We start from the raw sequence: 18,349 nt of genomic DNA, 5'->3' as shown, positions 1-18,349 counted from the left end.
CGCCCGCTGCAACTGAAGGACAAAGCGCATGTTCGTAAGGCTCAAAACCATGCTTCTGCTATGCGGGATGCTTGTGTCCGGCGCGGCCGGGGCGCAGGATCGGGACGATGCATTCGTCTCTGCCAACGTCCTGGCCATTCTCTACCATGAGATGGGCCACGCGCTGATCGATGTCCTGCAATTGCCGGTGTTCGGGCAGGAAGAAGATGCGGCGGACGTTCTGAGCGTGCTGTTGATCGACGCGTTTTTCGAGGAAGATGACGCGGTGGAGATCATGTATGACGCGGCTTTCGGTTTCCTGCGGGAATCGGAAGAGAACGCGCTGGCCTTGTGGGATGTGCACGGGCCTGACCTTCAGCGCTACTACACGATGATCTGTCTGTTTTACGGGGCCAATCCTGACGCGCGCGAGGATCTGGCGCTGGAACTGGAGTTGCCGCAGGAACGGCTTGATACCTGTGTTGAGGAATTCGATCTGGCGGATGCGAGCTGGGGCGCGGTGCTGGATGACATCGCTACCGAGACACCGGGCCGGTCATTGGTCTTTACGGGCGACAGCAACTCATACGTCGGTCAGATTCTGGCGGAGGAGGTGGATGCGCTCAACCGGGATTTCGTGTTGCCGGACACGCTACGCCTGTCGGCGCAAAGCTGCGATGAGCCAAATGGGTTCTACGATCCGGAAACGCAGGAAATCATCCTGTGCGAAGAACTCGACGGTCATTTGCGCGCCTTGGCCGATTTTTGATCACCCGACGAAAAAAAGCATGGGCTTGCGGCGCAGGCTGCGTAGTCTGGCAGGATGAAACACGTCGCCTCGACATTCCTCGCGCTGGTCCTCGGCGCCCCGGCCGCGCTGGCCTGCCAGCTGGCTCTTGTGCTTGCCGTGGATGTCTCCGGGTCGGTTGACGAGCGTGAATACCAGATCCAGATGCAGGGGCTGGCCGCCGCCTTGCGCGATGGCATCGTGATAGACGCGCTGATCGAACAGGAAGCGCATGTGACGCTGATCCAGTGGACAGGATCGTCCCGCCAGCGCCAGACCATTCCATGGACAGCGATCATGTCCGACGACGATGTTGCACGGCTTGCAGAGGCCGTGGCGACGAACCGCCGGGTCTGGCGCAATTACTCCACCGCGATCGGCGAGGCGCTGATCGCCGCCGAAGACGCCCTGGCCCTGGTACCGCATTGCAAAAGGCGGGTGATCGACGTTTCAGGCGATGGCGTCTCGAACGAAGGCATCCTTCCGCGCGACCGCCATCCGGCGCTGGCGGCAGGGGATATCACGGTCAATGCGCTGGCAATCGAAACGGATGACGATGATCTGACCGGGTGGTTTTATGAAAACCTGATCAGGGGAGAGGGCGCGTTTGTCATCACCGCCAATGGGTTCGAGGATTACCCGGCGCAAATCAGGCGCAAATTGCAGCGCGAGACCACCCGGCAACTCAGCGGCGCGCGGTAATGTGATCACACCCAGATCGCGCGTGATCACAAATCGGTGGCGTTAAACAAATTTTGTTTAAAGCGTGCCAAATAACCGCGGCTGGAGAAGGTTCAGGTGCGTGACATTGCCGTAATAAGAAGTAAAAAGAAACGCAGGGAACAAAAGGAATCTATCATGGCCGATGTAAATCGGGGGAACCGCCCCCTGTCGCCGCATCTGACGATTTATCGCCCCCAGCTCACCTCGATGACATCGATCCTGACGCGGATCACCGGCAACGCCCTGCTGATCTCGTCCTTACTGGTGGTCTGGTGGTTTCTGGCGGCGGCCACCTCGCCGGAATATTTCGCCTATGCCGACGGTGTGCTGACCAGCTGGTTCGGCGATCTGGTGATGACCCTGTCGCTCTGGGGGTTGTGGTATCATGCGCTGGCGGGCCTGCGGCACCTGATCTGGGATCAGGGCATCGGCCTTGACCTCGATACCGCCTATAAACTCGGCTACGCTGTGATCGGCGGCTCGGTGCTGCTGACCCTTTTGACCATTGCCGTGATTTGAGGGGGCTGAGATGAGCTATCTGACTGACCGCAAACGCGCCACCGGAATGGGGTCCGCGAAAACCGGCACCGAACATCACTGGTCGATGACCGTGAGTTCCGGTGCGCTGCTGATCCTGATCCCGCTTTTTGTCTTCACCTTCGGCCCGATGCTGGGCGCGAGCTACGAGGAGGTCACCGCCACCTTCAACCGCCCGTTCCCGGCGGTTGTGGCAGGCCTGACCATCATCGTGACGTTCAAACATTTCGCGGGCGGTGTTCAGGCGCTGATTGAAGACTATGTGCATGGGTTGGCCCAGAAGGTGGCGATCGTGGCGATGACATGTGTCAGCTATGCCGCGATGGCTGTCGGCCTCTACGCGATTGTGCGTCTTGCACTCTGAACACATGCTGCGCGGGCTCGGCGCGCGCCCCCTACCTGAGACCAGGAGAGACATCCATGGCTGCTTATGAATACGAAACACATGAATACGACGTGGTTGTGGTGGGGGCTGGCGGCGCTGGCCTGCGCGCGACGCTCGGCATGGCGGAGCAGGGGCTGCGTACCGCCTGTGTGACCAAGGTCTTTCCGACGCGTTCCCACACCGTGGCCGCGCAGGGCGGTATCGCGGCCTCGCTGTCGAATATGGGGCCCGACAACTGGCAGTGGCACATGTATGACACCGTGAAAGGGTCCGACTGGCTGGGCGATACGGATGCGATGGAATACCTTGCCCGCGAAGCGCCCAAGGCGGTCTATGAGTTGGAGCACTACGGGGTGCCGTTCAGCCGCACCGAAGAGGGCAAGATTTACCAGCGGCCCTTTGGTGGCCACACCACCGAATTTGGTGAGGGTCCTGCGGTGCAGCGCACCTGCGCCGCTGCCGACCGGACGGGCCACGCGATCCTGCATACGCTGTATGGTCAGTCGCTCAAGAACAACGCGGAGTTCTACATCGAGTATTTCGCCATCGACCTGATCATGTCCGAGGACGGCGTCTGCCAGGGCGTGCTCTGCTGGAAGCTGGATGACGGCACGCTGCACCTCTTTGCCTCCAAGATGGTGGTGCTTGCCACGGGTGGCTATGGCCGCGCCTATTTCTCCGCCACCTCCGCGCATACCTGCACGGGCGACGGCGGCGGCATGACCGCGCGGGCCGGGCTGCCTTTGCAGGATATGGAGTTCGTGCAGTTCCACCCGACGGGTATTTACGGTGCCGGGTGCCTCATCACCGAAGGCGCGCGCGGCGAGGGCGGGTATCTGACCAATTCCGAGGGCGAGCGCTTCATGGAGCGCTATGCCCCGCAGTACAAGGATCTCGCGCCGCGGGATTACGTCAGCCGCTGCATGACGATGGAGATCCGCGAGGGCCGGGGGGTCGGCAAGGATGGCGATCACATCCACCTGAACCTCAACCACCTGCCGCCCGAGACGCTCAAGCTCCGCCTGCCGGGCATCTCTGAATCTGCGCGCATCTTCGCGGGCGTGAACCTCAACAAGGAGCCGATCCCGGTGCTGCCAACCGTGCACTATAACATGGGCGGTATTCCGACGAATTACTGGGGTGAAGTGCTGGCGCCGACCAAGGACGACCCCGACCGCGTCTCCCCCGGCCTGATGGCCGTGGGTGAGGCGGGTTGTGCAAGCGTGCACGGCGCGAACCGCCTTGGGTCCAACTCGCTCATCGACCTCGTGGTCTTTGGCCGGGCAGCCGCCATCCGCGCGGGCAAGATCGTGGACCCCGACAGCGCCGTGCCGACGCCCAACCCGGCATCTGTTCAGGCCACGCTCGATCGTTTTGACAACACCCGATATGCCAAGGGGGCGATGCCCACCGCAGAGCTGCGCCTCGAAATGCAGCAAACGATGCAGAAAGACGCTGCCGTCTTCCGTGCCAATGACACGCTGGCCGACGGTAAGAAGGCGATGGAAGAAGTGGCCGGCAAATGGGCGGATGTCGGTGTGACCGACCGAAGCCTCGTGTGGAACTCCGACCTGATGGAGACGCTGGAACTGGCCAATCTCATCCCCAACGCGGTGGCCACGATCACCGGGGCCGAGGCGCGCAAGGAGAGCCGGGGTGCCCATGCGCATGAGGACCATCCGGAGCGGGACGACAAGAACTGGCGCAAGCACTCGCTGATCTGGTTCAAGGGCAACAAGGCGTCACTCGGCTATCGCGGCGTTCACGAGCAGCCGCTCACCAGCCATAACGACGGCGGCATCGATCCCAAGAAGATCGCGCCCAAGAAGCGGACGTTCTGACCCAGATGCTGCAAGACCTGCGACGCACGCTGAAATCGGAAGGGATGGTGGCCCATCCCATCAAGACGCGTGCGCCGTATCTCCGGGGATATGGCTTTGACCCCGGGGTTGTGTTCGACGTTGGTGTCGACAGCGGAACGCCCTGGCTGTATCGCAGCTTTCCGCAGGCGCAGTTCGTCCTGATCGATCCGCAACAGGATAGCGCCGAACGCGTGCGCGCCAAGGGCCATCTGAAGGAATTCCATTTTCACGCCGCCGCGCTTGGTGCGCAGGAGGGCAAGGCGACCTTGATGGTGCCGCATTCCGCAAAAGGCGAAGAAACGGCGATGGCCAGCCTGTTGCGGCGCACCGATCCCCTGGCCAAGAGCTTTACCAAAACCGACAAGCATTATGTTCCGGTCAGGCGACTGGATGACATCGCGGTGGCCTACCCGGGGCGGGCGGGGTTGAAAGTCGATACCGAGGGGTCCGAACTGGAAATTCTCAAAGGCGCGCATGATACTCTGAAACGCTGCGACTTCGTGATCCTTGAGCTGTCGCTGACCCACCGCTTTGCCGGTGTTGGCGCGCCATCCGAAGCGGTTGCCATTCTGGCGGCGGCCGGGCTGGAGTGGCGGGACGTGCTCAAGGTCGGCTCTGGCGCCGGTAAACGCGCGCGCCCGCGCTACATGGATGTCTTATTTACAAGGTGGCTATCATGATCCGTTTACTTCTTCCTGCACTCCTGTTGCTGGCCGCCTGCGCGGATGTGCAACGGGCAACGGACACAGCCGGGCGCAACGCCGCGAAATCCATCCTGCCGGAGGCTTTGGCGGTCTATTTCCCGCAGGTGCCCAAGCAACTTTTCCAGCCCTTCACCAACTGCATCGTGGATAATGCCGATGCGAGCGAAGTCCAGTCTCTTGCCGCCGACGCGATCACCGGCGTGGACGAGGGGACCGCAGCCACCATTCGGGCGGTGCTTTCACGCCCCGGAACGCAACAATGTCTGACTGCGGCCGCGCCCGCTGCATTGCAGACCCTTTAGACCTGACAGGAGACCCGGACCATGGTTCAACTGACGCTTCCCAAGAACTCCCGCATGACCAAGGGCAAGACCTGGCCGAAACCGGACGGGGCGACCAATCTCCGCAAGTTCCAGATTTACCGCTGGAACCCGGATGATGGCGAAAACCCGAGCGTGGACACTTATTTCGTCGATCTGGATGCCTGCGGGCCGATGATTCTGGACGCGCTGATCAAGATCAAGAACGAGATCGACCCGACACTGACCTTCCGCCGGTCCTGCCGCGAGGGCATCTGCGGCTCTTGTGCGATGAACATCGATGGCATCAACACGCTGGCCTGTATCTACGGCATGGACGAGATCAAGGGCGACGTGAAAATCTACCCGCTGCCGCATATGCCGGTGGTCAAGGACCTTATTCCCGACCTCACGCATTTCTATGCGCAGCACGCCAGTATCATGCCCTGGCTGGAGACCAAGACAAACCGCCCGGCGAAGGAATGGAAGCAATCCATCGAGGACCGCAAGAAGCTCGATGGGCTTTATGAATGCGTCATGTGCGCCTCCTGCTCCACCTCCTGCCCCAGCTATTGGTGGAATGGCGACCGATACCTCGGGCCCGCCGCTTTGCTGCACGCCTACCGATGGATCATCGACAGCCGGGATGAGGCGACGGGCGAACGGCTCGACGATCTGGAAGACCCGTTCAAGCTCTACCGCTGCCACACCATCATGAATTGCGCCAAGACCTGCCCCAAGGGCCTGAACCCTGCCGAGGCGATTGCCAACATCAAGAAGATGATGGTCGAACGCCGGGTCTGACACCTGTGATCCAGCGGAGGCGCGTCCCGCAGGGACGCGCCACGACACTGCGGAGCCGGGCTTGCAGCCCGGCGGCGCCCCGTGCCATCCTTTGCGCCCAAGCGTGAGGAGAAGAGCGTTGCCCTTTCTGACAAGCCTGCCTGAAACGGCACATCTGGCGGATCTGTTCCATCGGTTTCCGGAGAACGTCGCACCGCTGATGAACTATACGAATGGCGTTCTGCGGGGAGCGGGCGCGCTCAGCGTGGCCGAGCGGGAAATGATCGCAACCTATACCTCGGGACTGAACGCCTGCACCTTCTGTCACGGTAGCCACAAAGCCTATGCCGTGCTTTTCGGGTTTGACGCTGATCTGATGGACGCCATGATCGCGGATTTCGACAGCGCCCCGATCGGGGACAAGCTGCGGCCGCTGCTGGCCTATGTGCGCAAGCTCAACACACTGCCCAGCCGGTTGACCGAGGCCGACGCCCGGGCGGTGTACGACGCGGGATGGGACGAGGTAGCGCTTTTTGAAGCGGTGCAGGTGAACGCTCTTTTCAACATGATGAACCGGATCGTCGAAGGCGCGGGCATCAATTTCGACTACGCGGACGACCCGGAAAGGCACCCCGCAAACGGCAGTACGCCCGACGCTCATGCACATTCCTACGGCGCCTTCGGCAAGCAATTCACGTAAACCATGCACATCGTCCTCGGTCTGATCATTGCCTTTATCGTCGTGGCCATCTTCGCGCGGCGCAACCGGAACACCCGCGGCTGCCGCTGGCGTGAGGACCGGGCGGGCAACCGGGGCAGCCTGCGGAAATACAAATGCGCCGCCTGCGGGGCCGAGGCCTTTACCTCTCAGAAAGGCCCGCCGCAGACATGTAAGTCTCATCTGCCCAAGAGCTGACCGTGCCGGAACAATCTGAAAGGACATCACCCCATGGCCCAAGCCCCTGCTGACGCCGACGCGCGCCGCGCTGTCAAACCGGTTATCTGCTATCCGGTGGAGACGCTGCCCGCGCCGGACATGGCACTTTACACCACGGCCCGGCAGCACCTGACCAAGGTGGACGAGGTGCTTGTGCCGCCCCGCGAGGCACGGGTGTTTTCGGTCCCTGCCGGGCAGTTTTTCCGGATCCGCAGTGTGGATGGCCCGCAAGTGGGCGACCTGAACCTGCATAATGCACGGGATCTCTCCGAGCGGTTCTACTCCGGCAAGACCCGCGCGCTGCACGGCACCCACATTACAGCGGGCGAGCGCATGTGGTCGTCCTTTCCGCACCTGCGCCCGATTGCGACACTCACCCATGACACGCTGAGCTGGTATGGCATCGATGCTTTCGGCGGCTCGGTGCATGACGTCATCGGCACCCGCTGCGACCCCTACACCCATGCGCTGCTATCGGATGGCGGGCAGTACCACCATTGCTGCCACTCCAACCTGACCCGGTCGCTGGCCGCGCATCTGAATGTACCGGCTGCCGAGGCCGAACCCTTGGTGCATGACGTGCTGAATGTCTTCATGTGCACCGGGTTTACCCGAGACACCGGCCAGTATTTCATGAAAGCCTCACCCGTGCGCCCCGGCGATTATCTGGAGTTCTTTGCGGAGATTGATCTGTTGGGCAATCTCAGCGCCTGCCCGGGCGGCGATTGCTCGTCCGAACATTCCAGCGATACCGCAGCCTGCTATCCCTTGCTTGTGGAGGTCTTTGCGCCCCGGGCGGGGGTGCTGAGTGGCTGGTCGTCGCCCCCGGTCAACAGCTATGATGGGTCACATGGTGCGTAAGGCTCAGGTGAAAGCGGCGTCGAGCGCGATTTCCACCATGTCGCCGAAAGTCTTTTCCCTGTCTTCCGAGGGCAGCGCTTCACCGGTTTGCAGATGGTCGCTCACGGTCAGGATGGCCAGCGCGCGCCGTCCGTGACGGGCGGCCAGTGTGTAGAGTTCGGCGGCTTCCATTTCGACACCGAGAATGCCGTGACGCACCATCTGCTCATCCAGATCCGGGCGTTCTGAATAGAATACATCCGACGAATAGATACCGCCGACATGGGTGGTTGTGTTTTTGCCCTTGGCAACCGCAACCGCTGCGGCCAACAGCGCATAGTCTGCCGTCGGGGCAAAGTTGATTTCCTTGAAGATACCCGATGACGGCGAGGTAATTGTCGTCGCGGACATCGCGATAATGACATCCCGTACGGCAACATGCGGTTGCATACCGCCGCAGGATCCGATGCGGATCAGCGTCTGCGCCCCGTATTCCGTCATCAGCTCATTGGCGTAGATCGACAGCGAGGGCATGCCCATGCCGGAGCCCTGTATCGTGACCCGATTGCCCTTGTAGGTGCCGGTAAAGCCCAACATGCCGCGCACTTCGTTCACCAGCTTTGCGTCCTGCAGGAACGTCTCCGCCGCCCAGCGGGCGCGGTAAGGGTCGCCCGGCATCAACACGGTTTCGGCAATGTCTCCGGGCTTTGCCCCGATATGGACAGTCATGATGGTGTTTCCCCTGTTTGGTCGCGCGCAATCTGCCTGTGGAGCGGCGCGGGAACAAGAGAAAAGAGCGCGGCGGGAGCCGTCCGTGCCTATTCCGCGGCGACGGCCTGCGGGTCAGCCAGTGTGACGATATCCATCATGATCGTGTTCAGTTCGAAGTCTTTCGGCGTGTAGACACGCGCCACGCCCATCTTGCGCAAATGCGCCGCATCGTCGTCCGGAATGATCCCGCCGACAATGACCGGCACATGCCCAAGACCGGCCTCCCGCATCTGTTTCATCAGGTCTTCGACCAGTGGGATATGGCTGCCCGACAGGATCGACAGGCCCACCACATGGGCCTGATCTTCCTGTGCTGCGGCGACAATCTCGGCCGGGGTCAGGCGGATGCCCTCATAAGCGATGTCCATGCCGCAGTCGCGGGCACGCACGGCGATCTGTTCCGCGCCGTTGGAATGACCGTCCAGCCCCGGCTTGCCCACGAGGAATTTCAACCGGCGCCCGAGCCTGTCACTGACCGCGTCGACCGCATCGCGCAAGTCGTCCAGTCCTTCCGTCTTGTTCGAGCGCGCACCGGAGACACCCGTGGGGCCCCGGTATTCGCCATGCACGCTGCGCATCTGCGCGGCCCACTCGCCAGTGGTCACCCCGGCCTTCGCCGCCGCGATGGAGGGCGGCACAACGTTGCGACCCTCGGCTGCGGCCGCGCGCAGGTCCGCCAGTGCCGCCTTTACCGCCCCTGCGTCGCGATCCGCGCGCCATGCTTCAAGGCGCGCGATCTGTTCCGCCTCGACCGCCGGGTCCACCACCATGATGCCGCCATCGCCGGTCATCAGCGGCGAGGGTTCGCCCTGCGTCCACTTGTTGACGCCGACGACAACCGTTTCACCGGCCTCGATGCGCCCCAGACGCGCGGCGTTGCTGTCGACCAGCCGGGCTTTCATATAGTCGATCGCCTCGATGGCGCCGCCCATGCCGTCGAGGGTCTCCAGCTCATGCCGTGCACCTTCCTTCAGCGTCGCGACCTTGGCGTCAACTGCCGGGTTCCCATCGAAAAGATCGTCGAACTCCAGAAGGTCTGTCTCATAGGCCATGATCTGCTGCATCCGCATCGACCATTGCTGATCCCAGGGGCGGGGCAACCCAAGCGCTTCGTTCCATGCGGGCAGTTGCACGGCGCGGGCACGGGCTTTCTTGGACAGGGTTACCGCCAGCATTTCGATGAGAATGCGGTAGACGTTGTTTTCAGGTTGCTGTTCGGTCAGGCCCAGCGAGTTCACCTGCACACCATAGCGGAAGCGGCGGAATTTCGGATCTTCGACGCCATACCTGTCCCGGCAAATCTCATCCCAAAGATCGACAAAGGCGCGCATCTTGCACATCTCGGTGACAAAACGGATGCCCGCGTTGACGAAGAAGGAAATTCGCCCGACGAGTGCGGGGAAATCTTCCGCTGGCACGCGCGGCTTCAGCGCATCCAGAACGGCGGTGGCCGTTGCCAGTGCGAAGGCCAGTTCCTGCTCCGGCGTCGCGCCCGCTTCCTGCAGGTGGTAGGAACAGACGTTCATCGGGTTCCATTTGGGCACATTGGTATAACAGTACTCCGCCACATCGGCGATCATCTTCAGGCTGGGCGCGGGGGGGCAGATGTAGGTGCCGCGGCTGAGGTATTCCTTGATCAGATCGTTCTGCACGGTGCCCTGCAGCGAGGCGACATCCGCGCCCTGTTCCTCGGCCACCGCGATGTAGAGCGCCAGCAGCCAGGGCGCCGTCGCATTGATGGTCATCGAGGTATTCATCTTTTCCAGCGGGATCTGGTCGAACAGCGCGCGCATGTCGCCCAGATGGCTCACCGGCACACCCACCTTGCCAACCTCGCCCCGGCTCAGAACATGATCACTGTCGTAGCCTGTCTGCGTGGGCAGGTCGAAGGCGACGGAAAGCCCGGTCTGTCCCTTTGCCAGATTGGAACGGTAGAGCGCATTCGACGCTGTCGCGGTCGAGTGGCCAGCGTACGTGCGGATCAGCCAGGGGCGGTCTTTTTTGGCGTCTGACATGCGAACCTCGTGAATCACTTGCGTAACTTTATTTCGTCATGGGATGGATACTTGGAATATTATACCTTTGTCAATTCGCTGCATTGCGGCATCAAGCCTTAGTTGGCCTGTGCCCGCCAAACCATCTCGATTGCCGTGTCAAACCGGAACACATAACGGAAAGGGCCTGTGCTTTCCTCTTTTTGCGGCGTGAATCCCTGCCTCGCATAAAGTGCCCTGGCCCGTGGATTGGTGTTGATGACATCCAGTCGCACGCCGGATTTTTCCAGTTCAAGTGCTTTTGCCTTGATTGCCGAGAGCAGCGCGGTGCCCAATCCGAGACCGCGCGCATCGGCGTGCACGCAGATACCGTCCATCAGCAGGATATCAGGATCCAGATCACGCTCGATCACCGACAGGACGAGGCCGCGCCATAACGCGCCCCAGGCCCCGTAGACCCTTTGCAAGTCCCCGTAGTCGCCGCCCACCAGAGCGCCGGAGGATGTTTTGTAGCCTGCGATACCGAGGATTTGACCGTCAGACCCCCGCGCCACGAGCGCATAGTCAGGGTCGATCACGCGTCTGAGAAATTGCAGAGCCTTGGCGTCGGGGCCCAGTACCCGGCCCAGCTTGTACCCGAACGCTTGCCAATAAAGGGCCGCGACCGTATCCCGTTCGTCAGCGTCAAATCCGGTGGTTATGCAGAATTCCATTCATTTCATATTGTTCTCGGGCGTCCGGCCTGCAAGGGTCTTGCCATGACGCAGGTCGTTCAACTTCCGCTCTGGCTCTTTGTGCTGATCGTGCTCTTTGCGGCCGTCACCTTTGCCTCCCATTTCCTCTTTCCGTCGGTGCGGTGGTTTTTCCGGCGTCGGTTGGAAAAGGCGGTCACCCAGCTGAACGAACGTCTGACGCGGCCCATCGAACCCTTCAAGCTCGCGCGGCGCCACGACATGATCCAGCGACTGATTTATGACCCGGAGGTCACCCGGGAGATCGTCAATCACGCGAATGAGCATGATGTCCCCGAAAACGTCGCCTTTGAGCGCGCCCGGTCTTATGCGCGTGAAATCGTGCCGAGCTTCAGTGCCGTAGCCTATTTCAGCGTCGGTATCCGTCTGGCGCGGTTGCTGGTGAATTCGATCTACACGGTCTGGACCGGCCCCAGAAACGAGGAGATCATCAAGGGTATTCCGCAGGATGCCACGGTTGTGTTCATCATGAACCACCGCTCCAACATGGATTACGTGCTGGTCACATACCTTGCGGCCCAGACCTCCACCCTGTCTTATGCTGTGGGGGAATGGGCACGGGTCTGGCCGCTCAGCCGCCTGATCCGGATGATGGGGGCGTATTTTATCCGACGCCGGTCTCGTGGGGCGCTCTACCGGAAAGTGCTGGCGCGCTATGTGCAGATGGCGACCGCGGGTGGCGTGGCGCAGGGTATCTTTCCCGAAGGCGGGCTAAGCCTTAACGGGCAGTTGATGCCCCCCAAACTCGGGCTTCTGGCTTATGTTCTCGAAGGATATGAGCCTGACGGTCGCAACGTGGTTTTCGTGCCGGTGGCGATCAACTACGACAGGGTGCTCGAAGACCGGGTGTTGATTGCCGCTGCGGCGCGCGGGGATCGGCGGTTCGGGGCCCGGATTTCGGTCGTGGTACGCTTTATTCTCAGTAAATTCTGGCAGGGCCTGCGCGGACGTGTGACCCGATTTGGAACGGCCGCCGTGGTTTTCGGAGAGCCGCTTTCCTTGCGTGATTTCGGCGCTGACAAACCGGTTGAGGAGTTGGCGGCATGCCTGATGGCGCGCATTCGCGACGCAATGCCGGTGCTGGCGGTACCGCTGGTATCACAGGCCATCCTGCAGCAATCGGCCCCGGCATCCGAAGAGGCTCTGGTTGCGACCGTGCAGCAGATTGCGCGCCCGTTGCGCGCGTGTATGCCCCAGACAACCTATGACACTCTTGCGGAGGCCGTGCATCAGGCGCTCCGGCAAATGCGCAAACACGGCATTGTCGAGGAGGTTGCCGACGGCTGGCAGGCGATCACCGAGCAACGGGACGTGCTGTCCTACTATGCAAACTCGGTTGAAAACCAAGTGAGATTGGATGCATCTGCAGAATAATTGCTGCGGTTGCTCGGTCATAAAGTTACAAAAAGAGATGCTCTGGTGTTGCAATGTTGCGCAACAGTGCATATCCAATCTCAATACCGCAGCGATTCTGCAATGCGGCATGTTTGAGAGTGACTGATAGGAAAAGCTGGAGGCTGGCATGGCACTGGACACAACCATCGCGCAATATGACGCGCCCGAGAAAGACCTCTATGAGATGGGGGAGATGCCTCCGATGGGCTATGTGCCCAAACAGATGTACGCCTGGGCGATCCGGCGGGAGCGGCATGGCGAGCCGGATAAGGCAATGCAGCAGGAAGTCGTCGATGTACCTGAGCTGGACAGTCAGGACGTCCTCGTACTGGTGATGGCGGCAGGTGTGAACTACAACGGTGTCTGGGCGTCGCTCGGACAACCCATCAGCCCGTTTGACGGACACGGGCAGCCCTATCATATCGCCGGTTCCGATGCCTCCGGCATCGTCTGGGCGGTGGGTGATAAGGTGAAGCGCTGGAAAGTCGGCGACGAGGTGGTGATTCACTGCAATCAGGACGATGGCGACGACGAGGAGTGCAATGGCGGTGACCCGATGTATTCCTCCAGCCAGCGGATCTGGGGCTACGAGACGCCGGACGGATCCTTTGCGCAGTTCACCAATGTGCAGAGCCAACAGCTGATGCCGCGCCCCAAGCACCTGACGTGGGAAGAGAGCGCCTGCTACACGCTGACGCTCGCCACTGCCTACCGGATGCTGTTTGGTCACGAGCCGCATGATCTCAAACCGGGCCAGAACGTGCTGGTTTGGGGGGCGTCGGGCGGTCTGGGGTCCTATGCGATCCAGTTGATAAATACCGCCGGGGCCAATGCCATCGGCGTCATCTCCGACGAAAGCAAACGCCAGTTCGTGATGGATCTGGGGGCAAAGGGCGTTCTGAACCGCAAGGATTTCAACTGCTGGGGCCAGCTGCCCACGGTCAACACGCCGGAATATGCCGCATGGTTCACCGAGGCGCGCAAATTCGGCAAGGCGATCTGGGACATCACCGGCAAGGGCGTCAATGTCGACATGGTGTTCGAACATCCTGGCGAGGCGACCTTTCCCGTGTCCACCTTCGTGGTGAAAAAAGGCGGTATGGTGGTGATCTGTGCCGGCACATCCGGGTTCAACCTGACATTTGACGTGCGCTACATGTGGATGCACCAGAAGCGCTTGCAGGGCAGCCATTTCGCGCATCTCAAACAGGCGTCTTCGGCCAACAAGCTGATGCTTGAGCGGCGTCTTGATCCCTGTATGTCGGAGGTCTTCACCTGGGCGGACCTGCCGGATGCGCATATGAAAATGCTGCGCAACGCGCATAAGCCGGGCAACATGTCGGTTCTGGTACAGGCACCAACGACCGGTCTGCGCACTTTCGAGGACGCGCTGGAGGCGCATCGTTAACACCTGAATGATGCAGTTTTACACTGACTAACGCCCGCGAATCACGTGCATGTGACGCGGGCGTTTCCCGTTATACGTGTGACGCACTTTAGTATCAACCACTTACAAAATCTGGCATCGCTATTTCTGGGGAGTAAATAAAGGCGAATTTTCAACCCTCGTTAGTACATGTTAGAGTTGTGTTAATCTTTCATTAACCTTTAAGAGGCGAGTCTGATATGAGAAGTGACTGGATTTTGGACGTTCTTACGGACTTGAAAACTTTTGCGACTGCCAACGACTTACCGGTGCTGGCCGAGCAGTTGGACGATACCGCAATTGTTGCCCTGGCCGAGATCGCCGCCCTTCACGAGAGGACGCAGGGCACGGTACATGGTGGTAGCGAACACGACGGTGGAGGAGGTTTTGGCGGCGCTGGAGCAGGCGGACACGCTTGAATCCATCCAGGATGCCATCCTGAAGCTGAGGGAGCACTTCAACGTCGATAACATGGTCTACCATTGGGTGGACAGCGCGGGTGAACAATATGGCTACGGCACGTATCCTCTGGACTGGGCCGCGCGATACCAGGAGCAGAACTACATCAGGATCGATCCGGTCATTGCCGGCTGTTACAAGCGGTTCCACCCGGTAGACTGGAAGAAGCTGGATTGGTCGAGCAAGGCTGTACGCGCGTTTCAGACCGAAGCAATCGCGTATGGGATCGGAAATCAGGGTTACTCCATTCCGATTCGCGGGCCTAACGGGCAGTTCGCCCTCTTTACCGTGAATCACACCTGTGACGACGATACATGGGAGGAATTCACGGAAACGAACCGCCGTGAGCTGATCCTGATCGCCCATTATTTTAACCAAAAGGCGCTGGAGTTCGAACCCAACCGCGCACCGGAACAATCTCAACCACTGTCCCCGCGCGAAATCGATGCGATGACCCTGCTTGCGATCGGTTACAGCCGGGCGCAAGTGGCTGAAACTCTTTCGATTTCCGAGCATACGCTGCGCGTCTATATCGAAAGCGCGCGCTTTAAACTGGGCGCGTCCAACACCACCCACGCGGTTGCCCGCGCCCTCAGCCGCGGGCTTATTGTCGTGTGAATTTCACCCCCGGTCAGCCCCGAAAGGTTACCAACCCGCGCGCGCGGGTTGGACGGTGTTAAACATCCTCAAGCCATCCTTTGATCACGCCTCGCACTGACCAAAGGAAATGCCATGCTTCGCTATATTTACGCAGACCAGCTTGATCGCCACCCCAAACTCGCGGCTTCAATGTTCAAGGATCGGGCGGATCAGTTCAAGACACGGCTGGGATGGGAAGTGACCGTGGACGATACCGGCTTCGAGCGCGATGAATACGATGCGATGAACCCTCTCTATGTCATCTGGGAAATGCCGGACGGCACGCATGGCGGCTCCATGCGGTTTCTGCCAACAACCGAACGCACCATGGTGAACGATCATTTCACCCAGTTGATGGGCGGCGGCACCGTCACCTCGCCGCTGATCTGGGAATGCACCCGCTTTTGCCTCAATCGTGAGGCCCCCAGCCGTGTCGCCGCCGCTCTGATGCTGGCGGGTGGCGAGATCATGAACGGATTTGGCGTGAAACACTTTGTTGGTGTGTTCGACGCCCGCATGGTGCGGATCTACCGCATGATCGGCTCCTCTCCGGAAGTTCTGGGCAGCGAGGGCACGGGCCGCGATCAAATCAGCGTTGGTCTGTGGGAATTCACACCGCAGGCGCAGGCAAAGATTGCAGCGCGGGCCGGTGTGTCGCTGGAACTGTCGCGGCTGTGGTTTGACCGCGCATTCGGGCGTGTTGAAAACCGCCAGCTGGCCCGGGCCGGCTGAAACAGCGCAGGTCACGTCTGGCCCCCGGCGCGCGCCCCCTGTAGGGTCGCGCCATGACCATTCCCGCGCTCGAATTCTCTGACGATCAGGCCACCGCTTTCGACAGCGTGACGGATGTCCTGCGCGGCGCGGGCATTGATCTCGATGATCAGCTTTTGACGCCACCTAAAAGCTCCGCCACCTCCGTTATGGCCGTGACCGGCAAGGCAGGTTCCGGAAAAACCCTTTTGCTCGCAGAGCTTTACAAGGCACTGGAAAACGCCGGCGTGGAAATCGTGTCGGGAGATTACGAATCCCGGAAGCGGCGCGACAAACGCACGCTTGCGATCCTCGCCCCGACCAACAAGGCCGCCAGCGTGCTGCGGTTACGCGGCGTTCCGGCCACAACAATTCACCGAATTCTCTATACGCCGGTCTATGATCCCGAGTACGAAAGGATCGCGGAATGGCTGGCCACGGGGGGAGAAGAACGCCCCGAGGTCGAAGGCCTGACAGACGTAGCACTTGACCGGGCTGCGGCCTTTTATGCCTCCAACAAATCGATCCCGGGGGCCCTCGCAGCGGCCGGTTTGCGCGGCTCTGATTTCATTACCGGATGGAAACGCCGCGAGGAGCCGCTGGACATCGGGTTTGTCGATGAATCGTCGATGCTGGATGACAAGCAGTTCGAGGACCTGAAGGAGATCTTTCCAACTCTTCTGCTTTTTGGTGACCCGGCGCAGCTTGCGCCGGTAAACCAGTCGGGCACCATGGTTTTTGAGAAGCTGCCGGAAAAGCGTATTCTGACCCTGAACCGTATTCACCGGCAGGAGGCGGACAACCCCATTCTGGACCTCGCGCATGCGCTGGGTGACCCTGCGCTTGGCTTCGAGCAGTTTGAGCGGATGGTCGAGCAGGCCGCCGCGCGGGATGATCGTGTTGTCTGGGGGCAGCGGGTCGAAGTTGACCTGATGGCGCGCAGCCCTGTTCTGGTGTGGCGCAACGCGACACGCATCCGGCTGATCAACGCCTTTCGTCAGGTGCACGGCGCGCCCGAAGATGCGTTGCTGGAAGGTGAACCCCTGATTTGTGACGGTCTTGAATTGCCCCTGAAGCACCGGAAAAAACGACTGGATCTGGAAGCACGCGGCCTGATCAAGGGGGCGCAGGTCATCTATCTGGGAGAAGGCCGCAAACCTGGTTTCAGCCGGTTGCACGTGATGGGGGCGGAAGACCCGCAGGTATCCGCCGCATCGATCGTGAAGATCGAAAAACCGGATGAAGAAGAGCCGTTCATTCCCTTTGCCGCCCGGATGGGTGCCACCTTCCTGCATGGGGCCGCGGTGACCATCCACAAGGCGCAAGGCAGCCAGTGGGACACGGTTCAGGTCTTTGCGCCCGACCTCTATGCGGCGGCGCGTATGGGGCGCACCGAGGCCGGACAGCCGCTGTGGAAACGGCTGGCCTATGTCGCGATTACCCGCGCGCAGGAGCGCCTCATCTGGGTTGTGCGCAACCGGTTGTCGATGCCCACCGGGCCGCTGATGGTGGACGATTTGCGCAGTATCGCGGCCCCGGCGCTGTCTCTGACCGAACCAGAAGTGGAGGATATGCGATGAAGTCCATAATGATCACAGGGGCCAGTTCCGGCATCGGCCACGCCACCGCAGAGGTCTTTCTGGAGGCCGGGTGGCGCGTGGGCCTGATCGCCCGCCGCGCCGACCGTCTGGAAGCGCTGGCGGACCGCTACGAAAGTGCTGTGCCGCTGCCTGCGGATGTTACCGACCCCGACGGCATGAACAGCGCTTTCGAGGCTTTTGGACATCTTGATGTGCTTTTCAACAATGCCGGACTTTTTGGACCCGCAGGCACCATTGACGAGATACATCTGGGGGACTGGGCGGAAGTGATGCAGGTGAACATCGGTGGCATGTTCATTGCCGCGCAACTGGCCTTCCGGCAGATGCGCCGGCAAGACCCGCAGGGCGGGCGCATCATCAACAACGGATCGCTCTCCGCCTATGTGCCACGTCCCAATTCGGTCTGCTACACGACGACAAAACATGCGGTGACCGGGTTGACCAAGACCCTGTCGCTGGACGGCAGGGCGTTTGGGATCGCCTGCGGCCAGATCGACATCGGGAATGCAGAGACGGAACTGCTCGAAAAACTCAAGACGTCGCAACCCGGTACCGAGACGATGAACGTGAAAAACGCAGCGACGTCGGTGCTTCACATGGCGGAAATGCCGCCGGAGGCAAATGTGCAGTTCATGACCGTGATGGCGACGACGATGCCTTACATCGGGCGTGGGTAACCTCGCCGCGGCAGAACGCCAGAGCGGGCATCGCGGCCACATTGCCGGT

General features: G+C 60.8%; 20 protein-coding genes. 17 read left to right on the top strand and 3 right to left on the bottom strand.

Annotated elements, in window-relative coordinates; all coding sequences use genetic code 11:
* Positions 1-28 precede the first annotated feature (28 nt).
* The 11 genes from KX928_RS17960 (at position 29) to KX928_RS17910 (ending at position 7,857) form a co-directional block, all read left to right on the top strand.
* Positions 29-748, top strand: coding sequence for a DUF4344 domain-containing metallopeptidase (locus KX928_RS17960; RefSeq protein ID WP_219505464.1), 720 nt, complete (start codon positions 29-31; stop codon positions 746-748).
* 54 nt (positions 749-802) lie between these two features.
* Complete coding sequence (locus tag KX928_RS17955) at positions 803-1,468, top strand: DUF1194 domain-containing protein (RefSeq protein WP_219505463.1); 666 nt, start codon at positions 803-805, stop codon at positions 1,466-1,468.
* A gap of 156 nt (positions 1,469-1,624) precedes the next feature.
* Positions 1,625-2,008 (top strand): succinate dehydrogenase, cytochrome b556 subunit, encoded by a 384-nt coding sequence (gene sdhC / locus KX928_RS17950; protein WP_219505462.1) that lies wholly within the window; start codon positions 1,625-1,627, stop codon positions 2,006-2,008.
* A gap of 10 nt (positions 2,009-2,018) precedes the next feature.
* Positions 2,019-2,390, top strand: a complete 372-nt coding sequence (gene sdhD / locus KX928_RS17945) for a succinate dehydrogenase, hydrophobic membrane anchor protein (protein WP_219505461.1) — start codon at positions 2,019-2,021, stop codon at positions 2,388-2,390.
* Between the two features lie 56 nt (positions 2,391-2,446).
* Complete coding sequence (sdhA, locus tag KX928_RS17940; protein WP_219505460.1) at positions 2,447-4,252, top strand: succinate dehydrogenase flavoprotein subunit; 1,806 nt, start codon at positions 2,447-2,449, stop codon at positions 4,250-4,252.
* 5 nt (positions 4,253-4,257) lie between these two features.
* The gene (locus KX928_RS17935) at positions 4,258-4,953 is read left to right on the top strand and encodes an FkbM family methyltransferase (RefSeq protein ID WP_219505459.1); all 696 of its coding nucleotides are present in this window, start codon (positions 4,258-4,260) and stop codon (positions 4,951-4,953) included.
* Entirely contained in the window at positions 4,950-5,279 is a 330-nt protein-coding gene (locus tag KX928_RS17930) for a hypothetical protein (RefSeq protein ID WP_219505457.1), read from the top strand. Before KX928_RS17935 ends, KX928_RS17930 begins: the two co-directional genes overlap by 4 nt.
* Positions 5,280-5,300: 21 nt before the next feature.
* Positions 5,301-6,080 (top strand): succinate dehydrogenase iron-sulfur subunit, encoded by a 780-nt coding sequence (locus KX928_RS17925; protein WP_219505456.1) that lies wholly within the window; start codon positions 5,301-5,303, stop codon positions 6,078-6,080.
* A gap of 118 nt (positions 6,081-6,198) precedes the next feature.
* Positions 6,199-6,759, top strand: a complete 561-nt coding sequence (locus tag KX928_RS17920) for a carboxymuconolactone decarboxylase family protein (RefSeq protein ID WP_219505454.1) — start codon at positions 6,199-6,201, stop codon at positions 6,757-6,759.
* A 3-nt stretch (positions 6,760-6,762) separates the two neighbouring features.
* Positions 6,763-6,975, top strand: coding sequence for a hypothetical protein (locus KX928_RS17915; RefSeq protein WP_219505451.1), 213 nt, complete (start codon positions 6,763-6,765; stop codon positions 6,973-6,975).
* A gap of 33 nt (positions 6,976-7,008) precedes the next feature.
* Positions 7,009-7,857 carry an urea carboxylase-associated family protein gene (locus tag KX928_RS17910; protein ID WP_219505449.1) on the top strand — a complete coding sequence of 283 codons (849 nt, stop codon included), beginning with the start codon at positions 7,009-7,011 and terminating at the stop codon, positions 7,855-7,857.
* Between the two features lie 3 nt (positions 7,858-7,860).
* Here KX928_RS17910 and deoD read toward each other — a convergent pair whose 3' ends face one another.
* The 3 genes from deoD to KX928_RS17895 all read right to left on the bottom strand — a co-directional run bounded on the left by deoD (position 7,861) and on the right by KX928_RS17895 (position 11,314).
* Positions 7,861-8,565, bottom strand: coding sequence for a purine-nucleoside phosphorylase (deoD, locus tag KX928_RS17905; RefSeq protein WP_219505447.1), 705 nt, complete (start codon positions 8,563-8,565; stop codon positions 7,861-7,863).
* Positions 8,566-8,654: 89 nt separating this feature from the next.
* Positions 8,655-10,622 (bottom strand): ethylmalonyl-CoA mutase, encoded by a 1,968-nt coding sequence (locus KX928_RS17900; RefSeq protein WP_219505445.1) that lies wholly within the window; start codon positions 10,620-10,622, stop codon positions 8,655-8,657.
* Between the two features lie 98 nt (positions 10,623-10,720).
* Positions 10,721-11,314 carry a GNAT family N-acetyltransferase gene (locus KX928_RS17895; RefSeq protein ID WP_219505443.1) on the bottom strand — a complete coding sequence of 198 codons (594 nt, stop codon included), beginning with the start codon at positions 11,312-11,314 and terminating at the stop codon, positions 10,721-10,723.
* A 45-nt stretch (positions 11,315-11,359) separates the two neighbouring features.
* Between KX928_RS17895 and KX928_RS17890 the strand changes: the two genes are divergently transcribed.
* From KX928_RS17890 to KX928_RS17865, 6 genes are all read left to right on the top strand, one after another.
* Positions 11,360-12,727, top strand: coding sequence for a 1-acyl-sn-glycerol-3-phosphate acyltransferase (locus KX928_RS17890; protein WP_219505435.1), 1,368 nt, complete (start codon positions 11,360-11,362; stop codon positions 12,725-12,727).
* 148 nt (positions 12,728-12,875) lie between these two features.
* The gene (gene ccrA, locus KX928_RS17885; RefSeq protein WP_219505434.1) at positions 12,876-14,156 is read left to right on the top strand and encodes a crotonyl-CoA carboxylase/reductase; all 1,281 of its coding nucleotides are present in this window, start codon (positions 12,876-12,878) and stop codon (positions 14,154-14,156) included.
* 372 nt (positions 14,157-14,528) lie between these two features.
* Positions 14,529-15,251 (top strand): helix-turn-helix transcriptional regulator, encoded by a 723-nt coding sequence (locus tag KX928_RS17880; protein ID WP_219505433.1) that lies wholly within the window; start codon positions 14,529-14,531, stop codon positions 15,249-15,251.
* Positions 15,252-15,365: 114 nt separating this feature from the next.
* A complete protein-coding gene (locus tag KX928_RS17875) occupies positions 15,366-16,004 on the top strand; it encodes an acyl-homoserine-lactone synthase (protein ID WP_219505432.1) in 639 nt (212 codons plus the stop codon).
* A gap of 53 nt (positions 16,005-16,057) precedes the next feature.
* Positions 16,058-17,602 carry an ATP-dependent DNA helicase gene (locus KX928_RS17870; protein ID WP_219505431.1) on the top strand — a complete coding sequence of 515 codons (1,545 nt, stop codon included), beginning with the start codon at positions 16,058-16,060 and terminating at the stop codon, positions 17,600-17,602.
* The gene (locus KX928_RS17865; protein WP_219505430.1) at positions 17,599-18,300 is read left to right on the top strand and encodes an SDR family oxidoreductase; all 702 of its coding nucleotides are present in this window, start codon (positions 17,599-17,601) and stop codon (positions 18,298-18,300) included. The genes KX928_RS17870 and KX928_RS17865 overlap by 4 nt, the downstream gene beginning before the upstream one ends.
* The last annotated feature ends 49 nt before the right edge of the window (positions 18,301-18,349 follow it).

The sequence above is a fragment of the Roseobacter insulae genome (genome assembly GCF_019375555.1).
Classification (GTDB): domain Bacteria; phylum Pseudomonadota; class Alphaproteobacteria; order Rhodobacterales; family Rhodobacteraceae; genus Roseobacter; species Roseobacter insulae.
The sequence above is the reverse complement of the archived record's forward strand: the minus strand, read 5'-3'. Positions and strand labels throughout refer to the sequence as shown.

Excerpts from the sequence above, each read along its gene's own strand:
- ccrA (WP_219505434.1), top strand. The coding sequence starts at position 12,876 with ATGGCACTGGACACAACCATCGCGCAATATGACGCGCCCGAGAAAGAC.
- KX928_RS17935 (WP_219505459.1), top strand. The coding sequence starts at position 4,258 with ATGCTGCAAGACCTGCGACGCACGCTGAAATCGGAAGGGATGGTGGCC.
- sdhA (WP_219505460.1), top strand. The coding sequence starts at position 2,447 with ATGGCTGCTTATGAATACGAAACACATGAATACGACGTGGTTGTGGTG.
- KX928_RS17870 (WP_219505431.1), top strand. The coding sequence starts at position 16,058 with ATGACCATTCCCGCGCTCGAATTCTCTGACGATCAGGCCACCGCTTTC.
- KX928_RS17880 (WP_219505433.1), top strand. The coding sequence starts at position 14,529 with ATGGTGGTAGCGAACACGACGGTGGAGGAGGTTTTGGCGGCGCTGGAG.
- KX928_RS17895 (WP_219505443.1), bottom strand. The coding sequence starts at position 11,314 with ATGGAATTCTGCATAACCACCGGATTTGACGCTGACGAACGGGATACG.
- KX928_RS17915 (WP_219505451.1), top strand. The coding sequence starts at position 6,763 with ATGCACATCGTCCTCGGTCTGATCATTGCCTTTATCGTCGTGGCCATC.
- KX928_RS17925 (WP_219505456.1), top strand. The coding sequence starts at position 5,301 with ATGGTTCAACTGACGCTTCCCAAGAACTCCCGCATGACCAAGGGCAAG.
- KX928_RS17900 (WP_219505445.1), bottom strand. The coding sequence starts at position 10,622 with ATGTCAGACGCCAAAAAAGACCGCCCCTGGCTGATCCGCACGTACGCT.
- sdhD (WP_219505461.1), top strand. The coding sequence starts at position 2,019 with ATGAGCTATCTGACTGACCGCAAACGCGCCACCGGAATGGGGTCCGCG.
- deoD (WP_219505447.1), bottom strand. The coding sequence starts at position 8,565 with ATGACTGTCCATATCGGGGCAAAGCCCGGAGACATTGCCGAAACCGTG.
- KX928_RS17960 (WP_219505464.1), top strand. The coding sequence starts at position 29 with ATGTTCGTAAGGCTCAAAACCATGCTTCTGCTATGCGGGATGCTTGTG.
- KX928_RS17890 (WP_219505435.1), top strand. The coding sequence starts at position 11,360 with ATGACGCAGGTCGTTCAACTTCCGCTCTGGCTCTTTGTGCTGATCGTG.
- KX928_RS17865 (WP_219505430.1), top strand. The coding sequence starts at position 17,599 with ATGAAGTCCATAATGATCACAGGGGCCAGTTCCGGCATCGGCCACGCC.
- KX928_RS17930 (WP_219505457.1), top strand. The coding sequence starts at position 4,950 with ATGATCCGTTTACTTCTTCCTGCACTCCTGTTGCTGGCCGCCTGCGCG.
- sdhC (WP_219505462.1), top strand. The coding sequence starts at position 1,625 with ATGGCCGATGTAAATCGGGGGAACCGCCCCCTGTCGCCGCATCTGACG.
- KX928_RS17910 (WP_219505449.1), top strand. The coding sequence starts at position 7,009 with ATGGCCCAAGCCCCTGCTGACGCCGACGCGCGCCGCGCTGTCAAACCG.
- KX928_RS17955 (WP_219505463.1), top strand. The coding sequence starts at position 803 with ATGAAACACGTCGCCTCGACATTCCTCGCGCTGGTCCTCGGCGCCCCG.
- KX928_RS17875 (WP_219505432.1), top strand. The coding sequence starts at position 15,366 with ATGCTTCGCTATATTTACGCAGACCAGCTTGATCGCCACCCCAAACTC.